The 18,713-nt window shown below is 68.7% G+C and carries 20 protein-coding genes and 1 pseudogene; 13 read left to right on the top strand and 8 right to left on the bottom strand.

The window, feature by feature from the left end; genetic code table 11:
* Positions 1-2: 2 nt before the first annotated feature.
* A complete protein-coding gene (locus tag ABZW60_RS21530; RefSeq protein ID WP_355479380.1) occupies positions 3-1,112 on the top strand; it encodes a CaiB/BaiF CoA-transferase family protein in 1,110 nt (369 codons plus the stop codon).
* Positions 1,113-1,125: 13 nt separating this feature from the next.
* Complete coding sequence (locus tag ABZW60_RS21525; RefSeq protein ID WP_355479378.1) at positions 1,126-2,268, top strand: acyl-CoA dehydrogenase family protein; 1,143 nt, start codon at positions 1,126-1,128, stop codon at positions 2,266-2,268.
* Positions 2,269-2,501: 233 nt separating this feature from the next.
* Here the strand turns inward: ABZW60_RS21525 and ABZW60_RS21520 are convergent, their stop codons facing one another.
* On the bottom strand, positions 2,502-3,215 hold the full coding sequence (locus ABZW60_RS21520; RefSeq protein ID WP_355479377.1) for a GAF and ANTAR domain-containing protein: 714 nt from the start codon (positions 3,213-3,215) through the stop codon (positions 2,502-2,504).
* Complete coding sequence (locus tag ABZW60_RS21515; RefSeq protein ID WP_355479375.1) at positions 3,212-3,985, bottom strand: GAF and ANTAR domain-containing protein; 774 nt, start codon at positions 3,983-3,985, stop codon at positions 3,212-3,214. The genes ABZW60_RS21520 and ABZW60_RS21515 overlap by 4 nt, the downstream gene beginning before the upstream one ends.
* Positions 3,986-4,208: 223 nt before the next feature.
* Between ABZW60_RS21515 and ABZW60_RS21510 the strand changes: the two genes are divergently transcribed.
* Genes ABZW60_RS21510 through ABZW60_RS21495 form a run of 4 tightly spaced genes read left to right on the top strand, consistent with a single transcriptional unit; the run spans position 4,209 to position 6,032 of the window.
* On the top strand, positions 4,209-4,805 hold the full coding sequence (locus tag ABZW60_RS21510) for a sulfite oxidase-like oxidoreductase (protein ID WP_355479374.1): 597 nt from the start codon (positions 4,209-4,211) through the stop codon (positions 4,803-4,805).
* Positions 4,775-5,503, top strand: a complete 729-nt coding sequence (locus ABZW60_RS21505; protein WP_355479372.1) for a ferredoxin reductase — start codon at positions 4,775-4,777, stop codon at positions 5,501-5,503. The genes ABZW60_RS21510 and ABZW60_RS21505 overlap by 31 nt, the downstream gene beginning before the upstream one ends.
* Positions 5,500-5,766, top strand: coding sequence for a DUF6510 family protein (locus ABZW60_RS21500; RefSeq protein WP_355479370.1), 267 nt, complete (start codon positions 5,500-5,502; stop codon positions 5,764-5,766). The genes ABZW60_RS21505 and ABZW60_RS21500 overlap by 4 nt, the downstream gene beginning before the upstream one ends.
* Complete coding sequence (locus ABZW60_RS21495; RefSeq protein WP_355479369.1) at positions 5,763-6,032, top strand: acylphosphatase; 270 nt, start codon at positions 5,763-5,765, stop codon at positions 6,030-6,032. The genes ABZW60_RS21500 and ABZW60_RS21495 overlap by 4 nt, the downstream gene beginning before the upstream one ends.
* On the opposite strand, the gene ABZW60_RS21490 is transcribed toward ABZW60_RS21495, so the two are convergent.
* Positions 6,022-6,774, bottom strand: coding sequence for a MerR family transcriptional regulator (locus ABZW60_RS21490; protein WP_355479367.1), 753 nt, complete (start codon positions 6,772-6,774; stop codon positions 6,022-6,024). The two genes, ABZW60_RS21495 and ABZW60_RS21490, sit on opposite strands and share 11 nt — an antisense overlap.
* 62 nt (positions 6,775-6,836) lie before the next feature.
* Here ABZW60_RS21490 and ABZW60_RS21485 point away from each other — a divergent pair, with 62 nt between their 5' ends.
* From ABZW60_RS21485 to ABZW60_RS21465, 5 genes are all read left to right on the top strand, one after another.
* A complete protein-coding gene (locus ABZW60_RS21485) occupies positions 6,837-8,057 on the top strand; it encodes an acetyl-CoA C-acetyltransferase (RefSeq protein ID WP_355479365.1) in 1,221 nt (406 codons plus the stop codon).
* Positions 8,054-10,201 (top strand): 3-hydroxyacyl-CoA dehydrogenase NAD-binding domain-containing protein, encoded by a 2,148-nt coding sequence (locus ABZW60_RS21480; RefSeq protein ID WP_355479363.1) that lies wholly within the window; start codon positions 8,054-8,056, stop codon positions 10,199-10,201. The genes ABZW60_RS21485 and ABZW60_RS21480 overlap by 4 nt, the downstream gene beginning before the upstream one ends.
* A 208-nt stretch (positions 10,202-10,409) precedes the next feature.
* Positions 10,410-11,696: a sugar ABC transporter substrate-binding protein gene (locus tag ABZW60_RS21475; RefSeq protein WP_355479361.1), complete on the top strand. Its 1,287-nt coding sequence runs from the start codon at positions 10,410-10,412 to the stop codon at positions 11,694-11,696.
* Complete coding sequence (locus tag ABZW60_RS21470) at positions 11,693-12,655, top strand: sugar ABC transporter permease (protein ID WP_355479359.1); 963 nt, start codon at positions 11,693-11,695, stop codon at positions 12,653-12,655. Before ABZW60_RS21475 ends, ABZW60_RS21470 begins: the two co-directional genes overlap by 4 nt.
* Entirely contained in the window at positions 12,655-13,539 is an 885-nt protein-coding gene (locus tag ABZW60_RS21465; protein ID WP_355479358.1) for a carbohydrate ABC transporter permease, read from the top strand. The genes ABZW60_RS21470 and ABZW60_RS21465 overlap by 1 nt, the downstream gene beginning before the upstream one ends.
* A gap of 1,266 nt (positions 13,540-14,805) precedes the next feature.
* On the opposite strand, the gene ABZW60_RS21460 is transcribed toward ABZW60_RS21465, so the two are convergent.
* Both ABZW60_RS21460 and ABZW60_RS21455 read right to left on the bottom strand, forming a co-directional pair.
* Positions 14,806-15,159: an SMR family transporter gene (locus tag ABZW60_RS21460; protein WP_355479356.1), complete on the bottom strand. Its 354-nt coding sequence runs from the start codon at positions 15,157-15,159 to the stop codon at positions 14,806-14,808.
* An 11-nt stretch (positions 15,160-15,170) separates the two neighbouring features.
* Positions 15,171-15,497: pseudogene (locus ABZW60_RS21455) on the bottom strand (multidrug efflux SMR transporter); the annotation flags it as partial.
* Between the two features lie 62 nt (positions 15,498-15,559).
* Here ABZW60_RS21455 and ABZW60_RS21450 point away from each other — a divergent pair.
* Positions 15,560-15,919 (top strand): MerR family transcriptional regulator, encoded by a 360-nt coding sequence (locus ABZW60_RS21450; RefSeq protein ID WP_355479354.1) that lies wholly within the window; start codon positions 15,560-15,562, stop codon positions 15,917-15,919.
* A 9-nt stretch (positions 15,920-15,928) separates the two neighbouring features.
* Here ABZW60_RS21450 and ABZW60_RS21445 read toward each other — a convergent pair whose 3' ends face one another.
* Together ABZW60_RS21445 and def are read right to left on the bottom strand one after the other, a co-directional pair.
* A complete protein-coding gene (locus ABZW60_RS21445; RefSeq protein WP_355479352.1) occupies positions 15,929-16,546 on the bottom strand; it encodes a class I SAM-dependent methyltransferase in 618 nt (205 codons plus the stop codon).
* 10 nt (positions 16,547-16,556) lie between these two features.
* The gene (gene def / locus ABZW60_RS21440) at positions 16,557-17,180 is read right to left on the bottom strand and encodes a peptide deformylase (protein ID WP_355479350.1); all 624 of its coding nucleotides are present in this window, start codon (positions 17,178-17,180) and stop codon (positions 16,557-16,559) included.
* 58 nt (positions 17,181-17,238) lie between these two features.
* On the opposite strand from def, the gene ABZW60_RS21435 reads away from it, so the two are divergent.
* Positions 17,239-17,748, top strand: coding sequence for a winged helix-turn-helix domain-containing protein (locus ABZW60_RS21435; protein WP_355479348.1), 510 nt, complete (start codon positions 17,239-17,241; stop codon positions 17,746-17,748).
* Between the two features lie 85 nt (positions 17,749-17,833).
* On the opposite strand, the gene ABZW60_RS21430 is transcribed toward ABZW60_RS21435, so the two are convergent.
* Positions 17,834-18,703, bottom strand: a complete 870-nt coding sequence (locus ABZW60_RS21430) for a GNAT family N-acetyltransferase (RefSeq protein WP_355479346.1) — start codon at positions 18,701-18,703, stop codon at positions 17,834-17,836.
* Positions 18,704-18,713: the final 10 nt, after the last annotated feature.

Below are 18,713 nucleotides of genomic sequence, written 5' to 3'. Positions count from 1 at the left end.
GCATGGGTCCACTCGAGGGCGTGAAAGTGGTCGAACTGGCCGGTCTCGGCCCGGCGCCGTTCGCGTGCATGATGCTCGCCGAGCTCGGCGCCGAGGTGCTCCGCATCGACCGGCCCGGCGGCGGGCCGTCGATGGGACCGCCGGAGCTGGACCTGGTCAACCGCGGCCGTCGCAGCGCGGCGCTGGACCTGAAGCAGCCGGCCGCGGTCGACGTCGTCCGGCGGCTGGTCGCGCAGGCCGACGTACTGGTCGAGGGGTTTCGGCCTGGAGTCGCCGAGCGGCTCGGGCTGGGGCCGGCGGACTGTCACGCGATCAACCCCAGGCTGGTCTACGGGCGGATGACCGGGTGGGGCCAGGACGGCCCGCTGGCGCAGACGGCGGGGCACGACATCGACTACCTCGCGGTCTCCGGCGCGCTGCACCTGATCGGTCGCGCCGGTGGACCGCCGCAGGTCCCGGCGAACCTGCTCGGCGACTTCGCGGGCGGTTCGCTGTACCTGGTGATCGGCGTCCTCGCGGCGCTGCACAGCGGACAGGGGCAGGTCGTCGACGCGGCGATCGTGGACGGCTCGGCGCACCTGACCACGATGATGCTGGGGGCGCTCGCGGCCGGTTCCTGGCAGCAGGAGCGGGGGACGAACCTGCTCGACACCGGTGCGCCGTTCTACGACGTGTACGAGACCGCCGACGGCAAGCATGTCGCGGTCGGGGCGCTGGAGCCGCAGTTCTACGCCGAACTCGTCGGCAAGCTCGGCCTCGACGCGCCGGACCGCAACGACCCGGCGCAGTGGCCGGAGCTGCGCAAGGTCCTCGCCGAGACGTTCCGGCAGCGGACCCAGGCGGAATGGACCGCGGTCTTCGACGGCTCCGACGCGTGCGTCGCGCCGGTCCTCCCGCTCGGCGGCGACCATCCGCATCTGGTTGCCCGCGGCACCTTTGTGGACCACGACGGCGTCCGGCAGGCGGCTCCCGCGCCGCGCTTCGACCGGACGCCGACCAGCCTCGGCCGGCCGCCCGCGCGGCCGGGGGAGCACACCCGGGAGGCGCTGGCCGACTGGGGCATCACCGACCTCGACGACCTGCTGGAGTCCGGCGCCGCCGTCCAGTCCTGAAAGGAACCCGCCCGTGGAACGTCAGCTCTTCGACGCCGATCACGATGCCTTCCGCGAGACCGTCCGGTCGTTCTGCGACAAGGAGATCGTGCCGCACCACGACAGCTGGGAGGAGGCCGGGATCGTGCCGCGCGAGCTCTGGGCCGCGGCCGGTGACGCCGGGCTGCTCGGCTTCATGATGCCCGAGGAGTACGGCGGGGGCGGGGTGCGGGACTTCCGGTTCAACGCCGTGCTGATCGAGGAGCTGACCAGGGTCCGCGCGAGCGGGGTCGGGTTCACGATCCACACCGACATCAACTCGGCGTACCTGCTGGACTATGCGACCGACGAGCAGAAGGCGCGCTGGCTACCGGCGTTCTGCTCGGGGGAGACGATCACCGCGATCGCGATGACCGAGCCCGGCGCAGGCAGCGACCTGCAGGGCATCGGCACCACTGCGCGGCGCGACGGCGACCACTACGTGCTGAACGGGCAGAAGACCTTCATCTCGAACGGCATCCTCGCCGACCTGGTGATCGTGGTCGCCAAGACCGACCCGGACGCCGGGGCGCAGGGGATCTCGCTGATCGTCGCCGAGCGCGGGATGGCGGGGTTCTCGCGGGGCCGGAACCTGGACAAGATCGGCCTGAAGGCGCAGGACACCGCCGAACTGTTCTTCGACAACGTCCGGGTGCCGGCCGCGAACCTGCTCGGCGAGGAGGGCAAAGGCTTCGTCTACCTGATGGAGAAGCTGCCGCAGGAGCGGCTCACCATCGCCGTCGTCGCCGCCGCGGCCTGCGAGAACATGCTCGACGAGACACTGCGCTACGTCAAAGACCGCAAGGCCTTCGGCCGCCCGATCGGCTCCTTCCAGAACAGCCGCTTCGTCCTGGCCGAACTAGCCACCGAGACGAAGATCGCCCGGGTATTCGTCGACCGCTGCATCCAGGAACTCAACGCCGGCACCCTCACCGTGGCCGAGGCCGCGATGGCCAAGTGGTGGACCACCGAACTCCAGAAGAAAGTCGTCGACCGCTGCCTCCAACTCCACGGCGGCTACGGCTTCATGACCGAATACCCCATCGCCAAGGCCTACCTGGACACCCGAATCCAAACCATCTACGGCGGCACCACAGAAATAATGAAAGAAATCATCGGCCGAACCATGGGAATATGAGAGACGAGGAAGGAAAGAGAACAAAGAACAGAGAAATGAAAAGATATAGAATGGCTGAGTGCGTGGTTGGGTGAGCCTGTAGCTGCGGTCCGGCATGTTCGAGGCACTCGGAGAGCGAAGTGAGGTCATACCGCTCGGCAGTTGAAGGCGGTGCTGGGCGAGTGCGCACTCCGGAATCACCTTGTCTGGCTTGAGTTCGTGATCCGAACAGGCTCCCGGTGACAGAAGGTGGCTTATGGGGAGAGGGTGATTCTGCCTTCTACGACGTCGTTGGCTACCTCGGTGAGGCGGCGGTTGGTGGAGCGGGCGTGGGTGCGGAGGAGGGCGAAGGCTCGGTCGACGGTGACCGAGAGGCTGTGGCTGAGGAAACCTTTGGCCTGTTCGATCAGGATTCTGCTGTTGAGGGCCGTCTGCAATTGTTCGGTGATGATTTCCTGGCGGGCGAGAGCGCGCTGGTGCACGATGCCGATGGTTGCCGCGTCGGCCAGTGCCTGGCCCAGGAGGATGGTGTCCGGGGTCAGCGGGCCGGGCTGTCTGCTGAGCAGGTTGACCGCGCCCAGCGTCGTGTCGCGCAGCCGCATCGGCAGCGCCTGGACCGACACATAGCCGGCGTCGACGGCCGCCGCCGTGAACTCGGGCCACGGGCTGGAGCCGTCGCGCAGGTCGGCGTACTGCGCCGGTTGCCCGGTCGTGAACGCGTCGAGGCAGGGCCCCTCGAGGTTCTGCAGCTGGCCGAGCTCGATCAGCCGCGCTTCCTCGCTGGACGCGGCCACCAGGTTCAGGGCGCCGAAGTGGTCGACGAGCAGGATGCCGCACGCCGACACGTCCAGCAGTTCGCTGCACCGGTCCGCGAGCCGGTCGAGGAACTCGATGATGTCGAAGTCGGCGACGAGGGTGTCGGACAGCTCGATGAATACGTCGCGCACTCTCCTGTCAGTTGCGCTCATGAGTCCTCCTGCTGGTCCGCATGCTGTGAATCCGTCTCCTTCGTTCCAGGCGTGGTGTGATCGATCTCGAAGCGCAGCTCGCCCGCCATGACCGCGCCGGCGACTTCTTGTAAGGACAGGCCGGTGCTGTACGCGTGAGCGCGCAGCCGCGCGAGCGCGTCGGTGACGCTGATGCCGAGCTGCGCCGCGACCGCGCCGGTCGCCTGATGCACCTCGGCACGCCGGGCGCTGAAGGCCGCCGAGACGACCTGCTCCAGGTCGGTACCGGCCCCGACCCGGTCGTCGAGGGCCAGGACCAGTACGGCGTCGGCGTACACCAACGCGTCCTGGAGCAGTTCCCCGGGCAGCGGACCGCGCTCGCGACGGTACACCGTGAGGACCCCGATCCGGGCCGCGCCGACGCCGATCGGGAACGCGAAGGCCGCGCCGATGCCGCGCTCGGTGGCGGCTGCGGTGAACGCGGGCCAGCGTCGCCCGGCGCCGAGGCCGGCGAGGTCGGAGGCGAGCACCGGCACTCCGCGGCGCAATGCCTCGCTGCTCGGGCCCTCGCCCAGCGTGAACTGCACCTCGTCGAGCTCGGTCGCCTCCGGGCCGCTCGCCAGCAGCGGTTCCCAGGTGCCGCCGTCGCGCGTCATCGCGAACCCCGCGCCGACGGCCGACAGCGCCTCGGCGCACGCGCGGACGGCGTGCCGCAGCGTCGGCGGCGTGCTCTCGGCGCGCGCGGAGGACCTGATCGACCCCCACACCCTCGCGCTGCGATCCAGATCCACGCATCCCGTCCAAGTTCGCGCCGCCGCCGGGCGGATGCTCCACTCTAGCGGCCGGATGATGATCTGGTGACTCATAGCGACACCGGCCCTGAAGGGCTGTGTGGAGTGCACCGGTACCCACTCCGGTGCCTGTCACTCGTCTGCCGGGCCGACGCCGTACGATGCGCTCATCAGTGTGTTCCCGAGCGGTGGCTCCAGTGGCGCACCGAGGGAGGGGATCGGCATGGACATCGTGTCACCAGGTTTCACCGGTCGGCGCGGGGGCGGGACGGATCTACCGCCGGGGCAGTACCTGACACGGGACTTCCCGGTGCTGTCGGCCGGCCCGACGCCGCACATCCTGACCGAGCACTGGGAGTTCACGGTCACCACGGAGAGCGGCGAGAAGTACAAGTGGGACTGGGCGGCGCTGATGGCGTTGCCGGCCGAGGAGATCACCAAGGACATCCACTGTGTGACCCGGTGGTCCAAGTTGCAGACGACCTGGAAGGGCGTCTCGCTCGACACGCTGCTCGCGGACGTCGAGACCGGCGCGGACTTCGCGATGGCGCACAGCTACGGCGGCTACACCACGAACGTGCCACTCGACGACCTGCTCGACGGGCAGTCCTGGATCGCGTACGAGTACGACGGGGAGCCGCTCGACCCCGAGCACGGCGGCCCCGCGCGACTGCTCGTCCCGCACCTGTACTTCTGGAAGAGTGCCAAGTGGGTCCGCGGCCTGGTGCTGTCCGACACCGAGGACCTCGGCTTCTGGGAGACCGCCGGCTATCACGAGTACGGAGACCCATGGAAAGAACAGCGATACGCCGGCGACTGATGTGGCAGATCGCCACGGTCGCCGAGGTGCGGCGTGAGACCGAGACCGCTCGTACGATCGTGCTGGACGTGCCGGACTGGCCCGGGCACCTCGCGGGGCAGCACCTCGACGTCCGGCTGACCGCGCCGGACGGGTACCGCGCCTCCCGGTCGTACTCGATCGCGTCGGCGTGGGACTCCTCGACGATCGAGTTGACCGTCGAGCAGGTGCCCGACGGCGAGGTGTCGCCCTACCTGGTCGAGGTCCTGAAGGCCGGGGACCCGCTGGAGATCCGCGGCCCGGTCGGCGGGTGGTTCGTGTGGAAGCCCGAGCAGGAAGGGCCGGTGCAGCTGATCGGCGGGGGATCGGGCGTCGTGCCGTTGCGGGCGATGCTGCGCGCGTCGGCAGGCTCCGGGACCCCGATGCGGCTGCTGTACTCCGTACGGCGGCCGGAGTCGGTGATCTACGTGCAGGACCTGAAGGAGCTGGCCGCGTCGGACGACGTCGACGTCCGGCTGGTGTACACCCGCGAGGCGCCGGCGGGGGAGCCGCGGGTCGGGCGGATCGACGCGGAGCTGATCGAGCAGTACGCGTTCGCGCCCACCGACGGTGCGACGACGTACGTGTGCGGCCCGACGCCGTTCGTGGAGACGGTGGCGGATCTGCTGGTGGCGGCCGGTCACGACCCGGCCCGAGTCAGAACGGAGCGTTTCGGATGAGTCAAGCCAACTACCTGGACGGCAACGCGGCCGCCGGGGCCCTCAGTGAAGTGTTCGCCGTGGACCTGACCGCCGCGACCGGCCGGTGCAACGGCTGCGGCCAGGTCGCCGTCTTCGCCGAGTCCCGGCTGTACGTCGACGCGCCCGGCATGGTTGCCCGCTGCAACGGCTGCGAGTCCGTCCTGCTCCGCGTCGTCACGACTCCCGACAACACCTACCTGGACCTCCGGGGTCTGACTTACCTTCGCGTCCCGAACTCGTGATCGCCCGCCGCGTCGTGGTCCACGGCCAGGTCCAGGGCGTGTTCTTCCGCGCCAGTTGCCGTCACGCGGCGCAGGAGGCGGGCGTGGCCGGATGGGTGCGCAACCGTCCGGACGGCTCGGTCGAGGCGCTCTTCGAAGGCCCCGACGACAGCGTCCGGCGGATGGTGGAGTGGGCCCACCACGGTCCGCCGCACGCGGCGGTGGACCGGGTCGACGTGAGCGACGACGTACCGACCGGGACGGCCGGTTTCGCGATCACCTACTAGCGCGCTTGTGCTGGGTGCGGCGGATGGTGTCGCGCTGGGTTTCGCCGACGGCGCGTTCGTAGGCGAGGACCAGGCCCTGGATCGTGACGGGCTTGAACCGCTCGACGAGTTGCTGGATGTGCTCCGGCGGGCCGCCGGAGTCGCGGTAGTGCGGCCAGACCTTGGTGCGGAACACCTCGGTCAGTTCCTCCGCGATCGCGCGGCCGTGCTCGGTGAAGATCCGGCCGGCGGCCAGCACCGCGTCGACCGGCAGGTCCAGGTCGAGCAGCTCGACGCCGAGGCTCAGGTGCGCGGTCGCGACCTGGAACACGTCCTCGTCCGGGGTCGGCTCGACCACCCCGAGCGCGACCAGCATCTCGATGTCGTCGTCGCTCAGCTCCCGTCCGGTCCGCCGGACCAGCGCCGCGCGGTCGAGCGTTTCCGGCAGGTCCCGCATCCACGGCGTCAGCAGTGTGCGGTGCAGGGCGATGTCCTGCGGGGTCGCGTCGGACGGGATCCGGTCCAGGTAGCCCTCGATCGCCTGCAGGGTGAACCCGTGCGCCTGCAGCTCACGCACCAGGTCGAGCCGCGCGATGTGCTCCGGGCCGTAGTACCCCACCCGCCCGCGCCGGATCGGCGGCGGGATCAGCCCCCGCCCCGCGTAGAACCGCAACGTGCGCACCGTCATCCCGACCCGCGACGACAACTCGTCGACCGTCAGGGTCGCGCCTTCGAATGATGCAGCCCCCGCCACTTCCGACATGGCGGAGATCATAACGAGTCGCCCTTGACCATCGTGACAGCGCTACTGTCACAATCAGTTGTATGACCAGCGAAGCCTTCCTGTACGACGCGATCCGGACACCGCGCGGCAAGGGCAAGCCCACCGGCGCGCTGCACGAGGTCAAGCCGATCCAGCTGATCACGGGACTGCTGACCGAGCTGCGCAGCCGGCATCCCGGCCTGGATCCGGCCGCAATCGACGACGTCGTGCTCGGCGTCGTCACCCCGATCGGCGACCAGGGCATGGACATCGCGCGGACCGCCGTCCTGATGGCCGGCTACCCCGAGACGACCGGTGGCGTGCAGCTGAACCGCTTCTGCGCCTCCGGCCTGGAAGCCGTCAACCAGGCCGCGCAGCGGGTCCGGTCGGGGTGGGAGGACTTCATCCTGGCCGGCGGCGTCGAGTCGATGTCGCGGGTGAAGATGGGCTCCGACGGCGGCGCCTGGGCGATGGACCCGGAGACTGCGCTCGAGACCGGCTTCATCCCGCAGGGCATCAGCGCGGACCTGATCGCCACCATCGACGGCTTCTCGCGCACCGACGTCGACACGTACGCCGCGGAGTCGCACGCGCGGGCCGCCAAGGCGTGGGCCAACGGGTACTTCGCGCGCTCCGTCGTACCGGTGGTGGATCGCAACGGACTGCGGATCCTCGACCACGACCAGCTGGTCCGGCCCGGGACGTCGGTCGAGACACTGGCCGGCCTGCCGCTGTCGTTCGCGGCGATCGGGGAGCACGGCGGGTTCGACTCCGTCGCGCTGGAGAAGTACCTGGCCGTCGAGCGGATCTCCCATGTGCACCATGCGGGCAACTCGTCCGGCATCGTCGACGGTGCGGCCCTGGTTGCTGTTGGCAACGAGAAGGCCGGCGAGGCGCTCGGTCGGGCGCCGCGCGGCCGGGTGGTCGCGACCGGCGTCAGCGGTGCGGATCCGACCATCATGCTGACCGGCCCGGCGCCGGCCGCGCGGAAGGCGCTGGCCCGCGCCGGTCTGGACGTGAGCGACATCGACCTGTTCGAGATGAACGAGGCGTTCGCGGCCGCGGTCATGCACTTCATGAAGGATCTCGGCGTACCGCACGAGAAGGTGAACGTGAACGGCGGTGCGATCGCGCTCGGCCACCCGCTCGGTGCCACCGGCGCGATGCTGATCGGAACCCTGCTGGACGAGCTGGAGCGGCGCGAGCTCCGCTACGGTCTGGCCACCCTGTGCGTCGGCGGCGGGATGGGCGTCGCGACGATCATCGAAAGGATCGCCGCATGATCGAGTGGAAGAACGACGCCGGGGTGGTCACGCTCACGCTGAACGATCCCGCCGCGTCCGCGAACACCATGAACGACGCGTACGTCGAGGCGATGGGCCGGACCGTCGAGCGACTGGTGGCCGAGAAGGCGCTGCTCAAGGGCGTGATCGTCACCTCGGCGAAGTCGACGTTCTTCGCCGGCGGCAACCTGCAGATGCTGTCGCGGATCCAGCCGTCGGACGCTGCCCAGGTCTTCGAGACCGTCGAGCTGGTCAAGCAGCAGCTGCGCACCCTCGAGACCCTGGGCGTCCCGGTCGTTGCTGCGATCAACGGGTCCGCGCTCGGCGGCGGTCTGGAGATCGCGCTCGCCTGCCACCACCGGATCGTTGCCGACGACAACCGGATCGAGCTCGGCGTCCCCGAGGTGACACTCGGCCTGCTGCCCGGCGGCGGGGGAGTGACCCGTACCGTCCGGATGCTGGGTCTCCAGGACGCGCTGATGAAGGTGCTGCTGCAGGGGCAGCGGATGAAGCCCGCGCACGCGCTGTCGGTCGGCATCGTCGACGAGGTCGTACCGGCCGGCGACCTGCTCGACGCGGCCCGCCGCTGGATCACGACGTACTCGCATGAGTTGCAGGGCGACGCGAAGCAGCCCTGGGACCGCGACGGGTACAAGATCCCGGGCGGGACGCCGTCGTCGCCGAAGCTGGCCGCGTTCCTGCCGGCGTTCCCGGCGAACCTGCGCAAGCAGCTCAAGGGTGCGCCGTACCCGGCGCCGCGGGCGATCATGAGCGCCGCGGTCGAGGGCAGCCAGGTCGATTTCGGGACCGCCTCGCGGATCGAGTCGCGGTACTTCGTGTCGCTGGCGACCGGGCAGATCGCCAAGAACATGATCCAGGCGTTCTTCTTCGACCTGCAGGCGATCAACGCCGGCGGGTCGCGGCCTGCCGACGTTCCGAAGTATTCCGCGCGCAAGGTCGGGGTGCTCGGCGCCGGGATGATGGGCGCGGGAATCGCTTATGTGTGCGCGAAGGCCGGAATCGATGTCGTGCTCAAAGATGTTTCGTTGGAGGCTGCTGCGCGCGGAAAAGAGTATTCCGAGAAGTTGCTCGCGAAACAGGTCGCCAAGGGCCGGACGACCGCCGCCGACGTGGAGGCGTTCCTGGGCCGGATCACGCCGACCGGCGACCCGAACGACCTGGCCGGGTGCGACCTGGTGATCGAGGCCGTGTTCGAGGACGGCGGGCTCAAGCAGAAGGTGTTCGCGGAGATCGCCGGCGTGGTCGAGCCCGACGCGCTGCTCTGCTCGAACACCTCCACGCTGCCGATCACCGCGCTCGCCGACGGCGTCGACCGGCCGGACGACTTCATCGGCATGCACTTCTTCTCGCCGGTCGACCGGATGCCGCTGGTCGAGCTGATCGTGGGCGCGAAGACGTCCGACCGGGCGATCGCGCGGGCCTACGACGTCGTCCGGCAGATCCGGAAGACGCCGATCGTGGTCAACGACAGCCGTGGGTTCTTCACCTCGCGGGTCTTCGGCACGCTGGTGATGGAAGGCGCCGCGATGGTCGCCGAGGGTGTCGACCCGGTCACGATCGAGCGCGCCGCGACCCTGGCCGGGTTCCCGGCGCCGCCGCTGGCCATGCTCGACGAGGTCACGCTGACCCTGCCGCAGAAGATCCGGGACGCCGCGCGGGCGGCCGGTGACAGCGCCGGGGCGTTCGACGACCACCCCGGGATGGCGGTTGCCGACCGGCTCGTCAACGAGTTCGGCCGCAAGGGCAAGGCGGCCGGTGCCGGGTTCTACGACTACCCGGCCGACGGCCCCAAGCGGTTGTGGCCCGGGTTGTGGGAGCACTTCGCCCGGCCTGCCGACGTACCGCTGGTCGATCTCCAGGAGCGGATGCTGTTCGCGATGGCGCTGGAGACCGTCAAATGCCTGGACGAGGGCGTGCTGCGGTCCGTGCCGGACGCCAACATCGGGTCGATCTTCGGGATCGGGTTCCCGCCGCTGCACGGCGGCGCGCTGCAGTACGTGAACGCCTACGGCCTGTCCGCCTTCGCGGAGCGGGCCCGCGAGCTCGCGGCGACGTACGGCGCTCGCTTCGAGCCGCCGGCCCGGCTGGTTCGGATGTCCGCCGCCGGTGAGATGTTTACGTGATCACGGCCTGACAACATTCCACAGTTTCGAACAATCGAGAGCGCGTCCGGTCTTGCGCCGGGCGCGCTTTTGAGACATTGTGCTGGCACTTCTACAACGATTGACCTGTAGTACGGTGTGCGAAAATCGGAGATGCTTAACATCGTTAAGTAACTCGGAACCGCTGGCGTCGTACCCCTGCGACGTCGCTCCCGGGAAGGTGGAATTCATGCCTGCTCATGTTCCGAACGCCGGTCTGACCCGGCGGGATCTGCTCAAGCGGACCGGCGGTCTGGCCGCCCTCGCCGCACTGACCGCTGCCTGTGGCGGGAATACCGGCCGGCCGTCCTCCTCCGGTGGCGGGGACGGCGGCGCCAAGGTGAACCTGTCGCAGTGGTACCACCAGTACGGCGAGACCGGGACGCAGCAGGCGGCGCTGAAGTACGCCAAGGCCTACACCGACGCGAACGTCGCCGTGCAGTGGACCCCGGGCGACTACGCCGCCAAGCTGTCCTCCGGGCTGCTGTCCAGCAAGGGCCCGGACGTGTTCGAGAGCCAGTTCAACATCGGCATGGTGAAGAGCAACCAGGTCGTGGCGCTCGACGACATCATGGCCGACGTCAAGGACGACTTCCTGCCCGGTGACCTGGCCACGAACACCATCGACGGCAAGATCTACGGCGTCCGGATGATCATCGACCCGCAGGTCATCTACTACCGCAAGTCGATGCTCGACAAGGCCGGCATCAAGCCGCCGGAGACGATCGACGACCTGATCGCCGCGTCCAAGGAACTGACCACGAACAAGGTCAAGGGCATCTTCGTCGGCAACGACGGCGGTAACGCCATGGGCGGTCCGGCGCTCTGGTCGTCCGGTGGCGAGTACCTGACCGACGACAACAAGCCGGGCTTCACCAACGACCGCGCGGCCCAGGCGTTCGGCAAGCTGCACGAGCTCTACGCGAGCAAGAGCATCCTGCTCGGCGCGCCCACGGACTGGTGGGACCCGACCGCGATCAACCAGGGCCTGGTCGCCATGCAGTGGATCGGCATGTGGGCCGTGCCGGGCATGCAGAAGGCACTCGGCGACGACCTCGGCGTGATCCCGTTCCCGAAGCTCGACGCGGAGAGCAAGCCGGCCGTGTACTCCGGCGGCTGGACCCAGTTCGTGTCCGCCAAGAGCGCCAACGTCGACGCGGCGAAGAAGTTCGTCAAGTGGCTGTGGCTCGACAAGTCGGAGTACCAGGAGGACTGGTCGCTCAACTACGGCTTCCACATCCCGCCGCGCAAGAGCCTGGCCGCCAAGGCGTCCAAGCTGCAGAGCGGTGTCGCGGCCGACACGGTCAAGCTGAACCAGGACTACGGCCACACCGACAACCCGGCGTGGACCCCGAAGATGGGTACGGCGTTCACCGACCTGCTCACCAACGTGATCAAGAAGGGAGCCGACCCAGCTGCGGAGATCGCCAAAGCCGAGAAGACCGTCAACGCCGAGCTGCAGCGGTTGTTCGGATGAGCGCTCCGGCCAAGACGTCCGCGGATCCCGCTGTTTCTGGTGAGCAGCGGGAAACGCGCAAGCGCCGGCACAAGGGCATCGCCGGGAACACCCTCTGGTTCTGGTTGTTCGTCGGCCCGTTCGTGATCGGGCTGCTGATCTTCTCGTACCTGCCGATCCTCTGGAGCCTGGTCCTCAGCTTCTTCGAGGCGTACAACACCGCGACCCCGTCGAAGTTCGTCGGGCTGCGCAACTACGTCGACATGCTGACCGACCACAACTTCCTGTCCAGCCTGGGCACGTTCACGATCTTCGCGGTGTTCATCGTGCCGCTGACGTTCGCGCTCTCGCTGGCGCTGGCGTTGCTGGTCAACCAGGTGAAGATCGCGCGGGCGTTCTTCCGGTCGGTGTTCTTCCTGCCGACCGCGTGCTCGTACGTCGTCGCGTCGCTGATCTGGAAGCTGTCGATCTTCAACGGCGTCCGGTTCGGCCTCGCGAACACCGTGCTGGGCTGGTTCGGCATCGACAACATCGCCTGGCTGTCGACCGTCGACCCGCCCTGGTACTGGATCCCGCTGGTGACGGTGCGGCTGTGGCTGCAGCTCGGCTTCTACATGATCCTGTTCATCGCCGGCCTGCAGCGGATCTCGCCGACGCTGTACGAGGCGGCGTACGTCGACGGGGCGAAGCCCGGGTGGCAGGTGTTCCGCTACATCACGCTGCCGCAGCTGCGGGCGACGTCGGTCGCCGTACTGATCCTGAACCTGATCGCGGCGTACCAGGCGTTCGACGAGTTCTACAACCTGGTCGGCAACGTGAACTACGCGCGGCCGCCGCTGGTCTACCTGTACGGCATCTCGCTCGGGTCCATCCAGGACCTCGGGCACGGATCGGCCGGCGCGCTGATCCTGGCGGTGATCATCATGCTCGTGACGCTGCTGCAGAACCGGATCTTCGGCTTCGGAAAGGCGGGCGACTGATGGCGGTCTCCGAACGTACGACGGGCACCCCGCAGCCGATCGGGTTCAGCCGCAGCGGCATGGGCATCGTCGGGATGGTGCTGCGCTGGATGGCGCTGTTCATCGCGGTCGTGCTGTTCCTGATCCCGTTCTACCTGATCCTGCGCAACGCGCTGTCCACCGAACAGGACATCACCGCGCCCGACTGGACGTTGTTCCCCTCGCACCTGCAGTGGAGCAACATCAGTGAGCTGTTCAACGACACCACGGTGCCGATGGCGCGGGCGCTGTACAACTCCGCCGTGGTCGCGATCCTCGGCACCGGCGGACAGTTGCTGCTGGCATCGATGGCGGGCTACGGGCTGGCGCGGATCCCGTACCGGCACGCGGACAAGGTCTTCTACGCGATCGTCGCCACGCTGATGATCCCGGGCGCGGTGACGTTCATCCCGTCGTTCATCGTGGTGTCGTCGCTCGGGTGGGTCTCGTCGCTGCGCGGCCTGATCATCCCGACGCTGTTCAGCGGGTTCGCGGCATTCCTTTTCCGGCAGTATTTCCTCGGATTTCCGCGAGAGCTCGAGGAGGCGGCCCGGGTCGACGGGGCCGGGTACTTCGGGGTGTTCTGGCGGATCGTCGTACCGAACTCGCTGCCGTTCTTCGCGGCGATCGCGGCGATCACGTTCATCGGCAACTGGAACTCGTTCTTGTGGCCGCTGGTGATCGGCCAGGACTCCTCGTCGTGGACCATCCAGGTGGCGATGTCGACGTTCATCACCGCCCAGACGATCAACATCCACGAGCTGTTCATGGCCGTCGCCGTCTCCATCCTCCCGCTGGTCCTGATCTTCGCCTTCCTCCAGCGCTACCTCATCCAGGGCGTAACCCAGTCCGGCATCAAGGACTGACCCCAATCCGGCGGGGAGTCCACCAGGCTCCCCGCCACCCCTCCCACCCCAGCCGCAACAAACACCGCCCAACGGACACCGCTTCGCGGCGACTGTCCTATTGCCGCCTTCGGCGGGCGCGTGGTTTGTGGCTCGGCTGGATGCGGCGGGCGGAGCAGTTGTCGCTGGCTGTGCCGGGTGAGCCGATCGGTCGCGGCTTGGCAGCTGAGTTGCAGCCGCCTCCGGCGGCCTCTGGTGTGGGTGGGTTGGTCGACCCCAATCGGTCACCGCTTCGCGGCGACTGTGTTGTTGCCGCTTCGGCGGGTGCGTGCTTGTGGCTCGGCTGGACTTGGTTGGTGCAGCGGCCGTCGCTTGCTGCGCCGGTGAGGCGGATTGGTGACGGCTCGGCGGCTGAGTTGAAGCCGCCTCGGGCGGGCTGTGGTGTGGGTGGGTTGGTCCGCCCCGAGCAGTCACCGCTTCGCGGCGGCTGTCTTATCGCGCCTTCGGCGGGCGCGTGATCTGTGGGCGTGGTGGATTGGTTGGTGCAGCAGGTGTCGCTGGCCGTGCCGGGTGGCGCAAGTCGATCACCGCCCGGCGGCTGAGCGGTAGCCGCCTTCGGCGGGCTGTGGTGTGGGTGGGCTGGCCGGCCGTGATCGGTCACCGCTTCGCGATGGCTGTCTTATCGCGCCTTCGGCGGGCGCGTGATCTGTGGGCGTGGTGGATTGGTTGGTGTAGCAGGTGTCGCTGGCCGTGCCGGGTGGCGCAAGTCGATCACCGCCCGGCGGCTGAGCGGTAGCCGCCTTCGGCGGGCTGTGGTGTGGGTGGGTTGGCCGGCCGTGATCGGTCACCGCTTCGTGGTGGCTGTCTTAGCGCGCCTTCGGCGGGCCTGATCTGTGGGCGTGGGGGGATTGGTTGGTGCGGCAGGTGTCGTTGGTTGTGTCGGGTGACGCAAGTCGGTCATCGCCCGGTGGCTGAGCGGTAGAGGCCGGCTGGCGTCTGCAGTTCGACAGTACGTATACGCCCACGGCGTGGTCGCCGGGCGGGTGCGCACGCTGGACGGGTGCGTCGGTCGGTGGACACCTCCTGTCGAGCTGCCGTGCTAGCGGCGTGTGCGGGGGAGCGTCAGATGACTGATCTGAGCGAGGTTGGTGGGTGAACCGGCGGTTTGGGTGCCGATCCGTCGGATCGCCGCGACGCTGGACCAAAGCTCTGTGCGAGATCTTCGCACCTGAATTTCGAGCGCCTCGAAGGCGCTCCTCGGACGGAGAGGTGAGCGATCGGACCCGCCTATGGTCGGGTGGTTGTGGGGGAGCGGTCGGCCAGTTTTAGCCAGATGACTCCGGTGATGATGACCGCTAGCCAGAGGGCTTTGCGAGCGGTGAGGGATTCGTCGAAGAAGACTGGGCCTAGGAGGGCGGCTCCGGCGGCTCCGATGCCGGCCCAGATGGCGTAGCCGATGCTGACCTCGATGGTGCGTAAGGCTCGGCTCAGGGCCCAGAGGGTGAGTAGGAAGAAGACGACTGCTACGGCCGACCAAGACCAGATGGTGAAGCCTTGGCTGCCGGCGACCGAGAGGGCGTAGCCGATTTCGAAGGCTCCGGCCAGTAGCAGTGTGAGCCAAGCGCGGGATGAATGTGACACGGGAGTGCTCCTCAGGCCGTGAGTTGGAGGCCGGCTACTCCGGCGATGACGAGTGCGATGCCGATGGCTTTGCGCCAGGTGAGGCGCTGGCCGAAGACCAGCGCGCCGAGCAGGGTGATGCCGACCCCGGCCAGGGACGTCCACAGCGCGTACCCGACGCCGACGTCGAAGGTGAGCAGCGCGCGGCTGAGGAAGTACGTCCCCAGACCGCCGGTGACGAGCGTCGCGGCGGTCCAGCCGCGGTGGGTGAAGCCTTGTGCCTTGCCGGCGGAGATCGCCACGGCGATCTCGAAGACGACGGCGATGGCGAGGTAGAGCCAGTGCATGAAGGTTCCTTCCGGGAGAGTCCGACCTCCCGAGGGTGAAACTTCACATTGGTGTCAGGTGCAACACTGGGTCCATGCGGATCGGAGAACTCGCGCAGGCCAGCGGCGTGAGCACGCGCTCGTTGAGGTACTACGAGGAGCAGGGCCTGATCCGCTCGAGCCGCACACCCGGCGGCTGGCGCGACTTCGACGGCTCGATGGTCGAGCGTGTCGTGATGATCCAGCACCTGTACGCGGCCGGCCTGAGCAGCGCAATCATCGGCGAGCTCCTGCCGTGCCTGGAGGCGCCGCCCGAGGAGCGCACCGGCGTGCTGGAGGAGTTGCTGGCCCAGGAGGTTCGGCGGCTCGAGTCCAAGCGCCGCGAGATCGACCGCGAACTCGACGTACTCGAAACCCTGCGCCACGAGACCGCGGCGCCGACCACATCCCACTGAGTCTGCAGCTCAGACAGGTCGGCGGGTCCAGAAAAGCGCGTGACCCGAGCTCCCCTCGGGCACGAACGTTTCGCTGTCGATGGTGAAACCCGCGTCCGTGAGCCAGTCGCGATAGGTGGCGGCGTCGGCGTGGCTCCACCACATAGCTGCCCCACCGTCGAGCCAGTTGTCGTCGGTACCGGTCCAGGCCGTGTGGCCAGTCGTGCAGACGAACCTGCCGCCGGGCCGGAGCCAGTTCGCGACCCGTGCGAGAAGCTGTGGCTGCTCGTCGAGCGGCATGTGGATCAGCGCGTAGAGCGAAACGACGGCGTCGAACGATTCGGGTGGGAACTCGACCGCCATCACGTCGGCGTTGACGAATTCGCCGTCGGGGACGAGGTCGCGGGCGCGGCTGATCTGGACTTCGCTGATGTCGACGCCGACGACGTGGTGCCCTGCGGCGGTGAGCGCCCGGGCGAACGGAACGCCGCTGCCGCACCCCAGGTCCAGGATCCGGCTGCCGGGCTCTAGCTGAGCGATCAGTGGCTGGATCCATTCGCCGTACTTCGAGTCGGCGCCGGTCGCTTCGTCGTACCTGCGTGACAGCGCGTCGTACCCGCGCCGCACCACCTGCTTCGGGTCGTCCACCCCGGCCAAGCTACTTGCCGAGCAGGTCCTGGCGGGTGGCGCGCTGCCCAAGGATTGCGGCGCGGTTGGTGGCAGAGGCGCTGAGGGTTCGGTTGCGTGAGGCCGGAGAGAGATGGTCGACGTAGACCGTGCCGGCGAGGTGCTGGGTTTCGTGGATGAGGCAGCGGGCGAAGTAGCCGGCGGACTCCAGCGTGAACGGGCGGCCCTCGATGTCGTACGCGTGCAGCGTCGCGCGGGCCGGGCGGTCCAGGGCGGCGTTGGCGCCGGGGACGGACAAACAGCCTTCGGTGCCGGACTGCGTGCCGACCAGGGCGGCTAAGGTTTCGATCCGCGGGTTGAACGCGTGCCCGACGTGGCGGTCGCCGTACTCGTCGGTGAGGTCGTAGACGAACAGTTGCGCGTCGACGTCGACCTGGTTCGCGGCGAGGCCGCAGCCCTCCGCGATCCACATGGTCGTGAACAGGTCGTCGATCAGCGCACGCCAGCGCGCGGCGCCGTACTCGGTCACCGGGCGGCACGGGCGGTGCAGGATCTCCTCGCCGTACTCCGTGATGCGCAGCGGCGTGCCGCGCCGTACTTCGTCGGTGAGCTCGGGCAGGCGACGGCTCGGGCGGCCCAGGACGTACGTCGGCATGCAAAGACCCTACTCTGCAAAGTCCAGGCTTTGCAAAGCCCAACGCTAGGATGCGGAAATGGAACGCAGTACGCCGAACCGCCGCGCCGTCGTCCGCGCCCATCCGCTGCGGGAGGCGCTGCTGACGCTGATCGACCGGGACGGGACGACCACCTCGACGATCGCCGCTCGCGAGCTGGGGGAGAGCACCGGCTCCTGCTCGTTCCACCTGCGCCGGCTGGAGGCGCTCGGGGTGATCGAGCCGGAGCCGGGCGCGGCGGGCCGGGTGAAGCCGTGGCGGCGGGTGCGGACCGAGCCGGCGGCGCTCAACCGCGAGCTCGAGGACACCGCGTACGCGAGCTGGTTGGCCGCGAAGACCTCCGACGACGAGGACTTCGCGTTCAGCGAGGTCGTCACCCTGGCCGACGGCGAACTCGCCGAGCTCCGCGCCCGCCTGCACCGCGTCCTCCGCGACTTCACCACCGCCGAGCCGACCACCGAACCCACCACCGAACCCGCCACCGAACCCACCGCAGGCACCCCCACCGCGGTCATCATCCGCGCGTTCCCCCTCCACGAGGGGCCCTAACGACAGTACGTATACGTGTAGTAGACCCACCGACCACGCTCAAACGCACCGGCACGGGGCGCCGAATCGGCCACACCTCCTGTCGTCAAGGCCGAACCGGCCCCGAGACCGTCAGCCGGTGACCCTCGGGCAGGACGAGGGTGAAGGTACGCCGGTACCACGGCGTGTCCTCGGGCGGCGTCGAATCGACGAGGCCCGCGGCCCGCGCGGCGTCGTGGATCGGATCGACCAGTACGCCGACGTCGACGGTCACCGTGGCCGGGGAGACGCCTCCGCTCGCCCGCCGTATCTCGAGACCGCTCTGCCCGTTCCACTCGGTGAATCCGAGCTGCACGAAATCATCGAGCTCGAACCGGACCTGCACTCCGAGCAGCTCGCACAGAAGCCGAGCTGTGCCAGGAACGTCGTTCACGAACAGCACCGGTGCCACGCCGAACGTCACCAGATCCGTCAGCTCGGCGGCACGCGCCATCACGACCGACTGAGCGATCTCGCCGTAGTGCGTGCGCGGCAACCGGCCGACCAGGTCGAGACCGGCGTGCCGCGCGACGGCGATCGAGCGCAGGTTGCGCGAGTCGATCCACGCCTCGATCCCGGTGATCGACGGCTGCCGCAACAAATGGTCGACGACGACACGCGCGGCCTCGGTCATCAGGCCGGCGCCCCAGTGCTCCCGCCTCAGGTACCAGCTGATGCCCCGGATCGAGCTGCCCTGGTCCGAGAACACCCCGATCAGACCCGCGGCGTCCTCGTCCGGGCGCACCCGCAGCACCCACGTCCACCCGCCGTTGTCCCCGAACTCCTGCGTCAGCCGCTCCCGCGACTGCTCCACCGACCCGGTCGGGGCCATGTACCCGCCGCGCGCCCACGCCGGATCCGAGAACATCGCGTGCAGGGCGCCGAGGTCGCGCTCGAGGTCGAACGCCACCAGGTCGAGTCGGGCCGTCTTCAGCATGGCGCTCCGG

The organism is Kribbella sp. NPDC003557, from assembly GCF_040610805.1.
Taxonomy (GTDB): domain Bacteria; phylum Actinomycetota; class Actinomycetes; order Propionibacteriales; family Kribbellaceae; genus Kribbella.
This window is presented reverse-complemented; position numbering and strand designations above follow the sequence as displayed.

Excerpts from the sequence above, each read along its gene's own strand:
- ABZW60_RS21530 (WP_355479380.1), top strand. The coding sequence starts at position 3 with ATGGGTCCACTCGAGGGCGTGAAAGTGGTCGAACTGGCCGGTCTCGGC.
- ABZW60_RS21520 (WP_355479377.1), bottom strand. The coding sequence starts at position 3,215 with ATGAGCGCAACTGACAGGAGAGTGCGCGACGTATTCATCGAGCTGTCC.
- ABZW60_RS21510 (WP_355479374.1), top strand. The coding sequence starts at position 4,209 with ATGGACATCGTGTCACCAGGTTTCACCGGTCGGCGCGGGGGCGGGACG.
- ABZW60_RS21505 (WP_355479372.1), top strand. The coding sequence starts at position 4,775 with ATGGAAAGAACAGCGATACGCCGGCGACTGATGTGGCAGATCGCCACG.
- ABZW60_RS21500 (WP_355479370.1), top strand. The coding sequence starts at position 5,500 with ATGAGTCAAGCCAACTACCTGGACGGCAACGCGGCCGCCGGGGCCCTC.
- ABZW60_RS21490 (WP_355479367.1), bottom strand. The coding sequence starts at position 6,774 with ATGTCGGAAGTGGCGGGGGCTGCATCATTCGAAGGCGCGACCCTGACG.
- ABZW60_RS21485 (WP_355479365.1), top strand. The coding sequence starts at position 6,837 with ATGACCAGCGAAGCCTTCCTGTACGACGCGATCCGGACACCGCGCGGC.
- ABZW60_RS21480 (WP_355479363.1), top strand. The coding sequence starts at position 8,054 with ATGATCGAGTGGAAGAACGACGCCGGGGTGGTCACGCTCACGCTGAAC.
- ABZW60_RS21475 (WP_355479361.1), top strand. The coding sequence starts at position 10,410 with ATGCCTGCTCATGTTCCGAACGCCGGTCTGACCCGGCGGGATCTGCTC.
- ABZW60_RS21470 (WP_355479359.1), top strand. The coding sequence starts at position 11,693 with ATGAGCGCTCCGGCCAAGACGTCCGCGGATCCCGCTGTTTCTGGTGAG.
- ABZW60_RS21465 (WP_355479358.1), top strand. The coding sequence starts at position 12,655 with ATGGCGGTCTCCGAACGTACGACGGGCACCCCGCAGCCGATCGGGTTC.
- ABZW60_RS21450 (WP_355479354.1), top strand. The coding sequence starts at position 15,560 with ATGCGGATCGGAGAACTCGCGCAGGCCAGCGGCGTGAGCACGCGCTCG.
- def (WP_355479350.1), bottom strand. The coding sequence starts at position 17,180 with ATGCCGACGTACGTCCTGGGCCGCCCGAGCCGTCGCCTGCCCGAGCTC.
- ABZW60_RS21435 (WP_355479348.1), top strand. The coding sequence starts at position 17,239 with ATGGAACGCAGTACGCCGAACCGCCGCGCCGTCGTCCGCGCCCATCCG.
- ABZW60_RS21430 (WP_355479346.1), bottom strand. The coding sequence starts at position 18,703 with ATGCTGAAGACGGCCCGACTCGACCTGGTGGCGTTCGACCTCGAGCGC.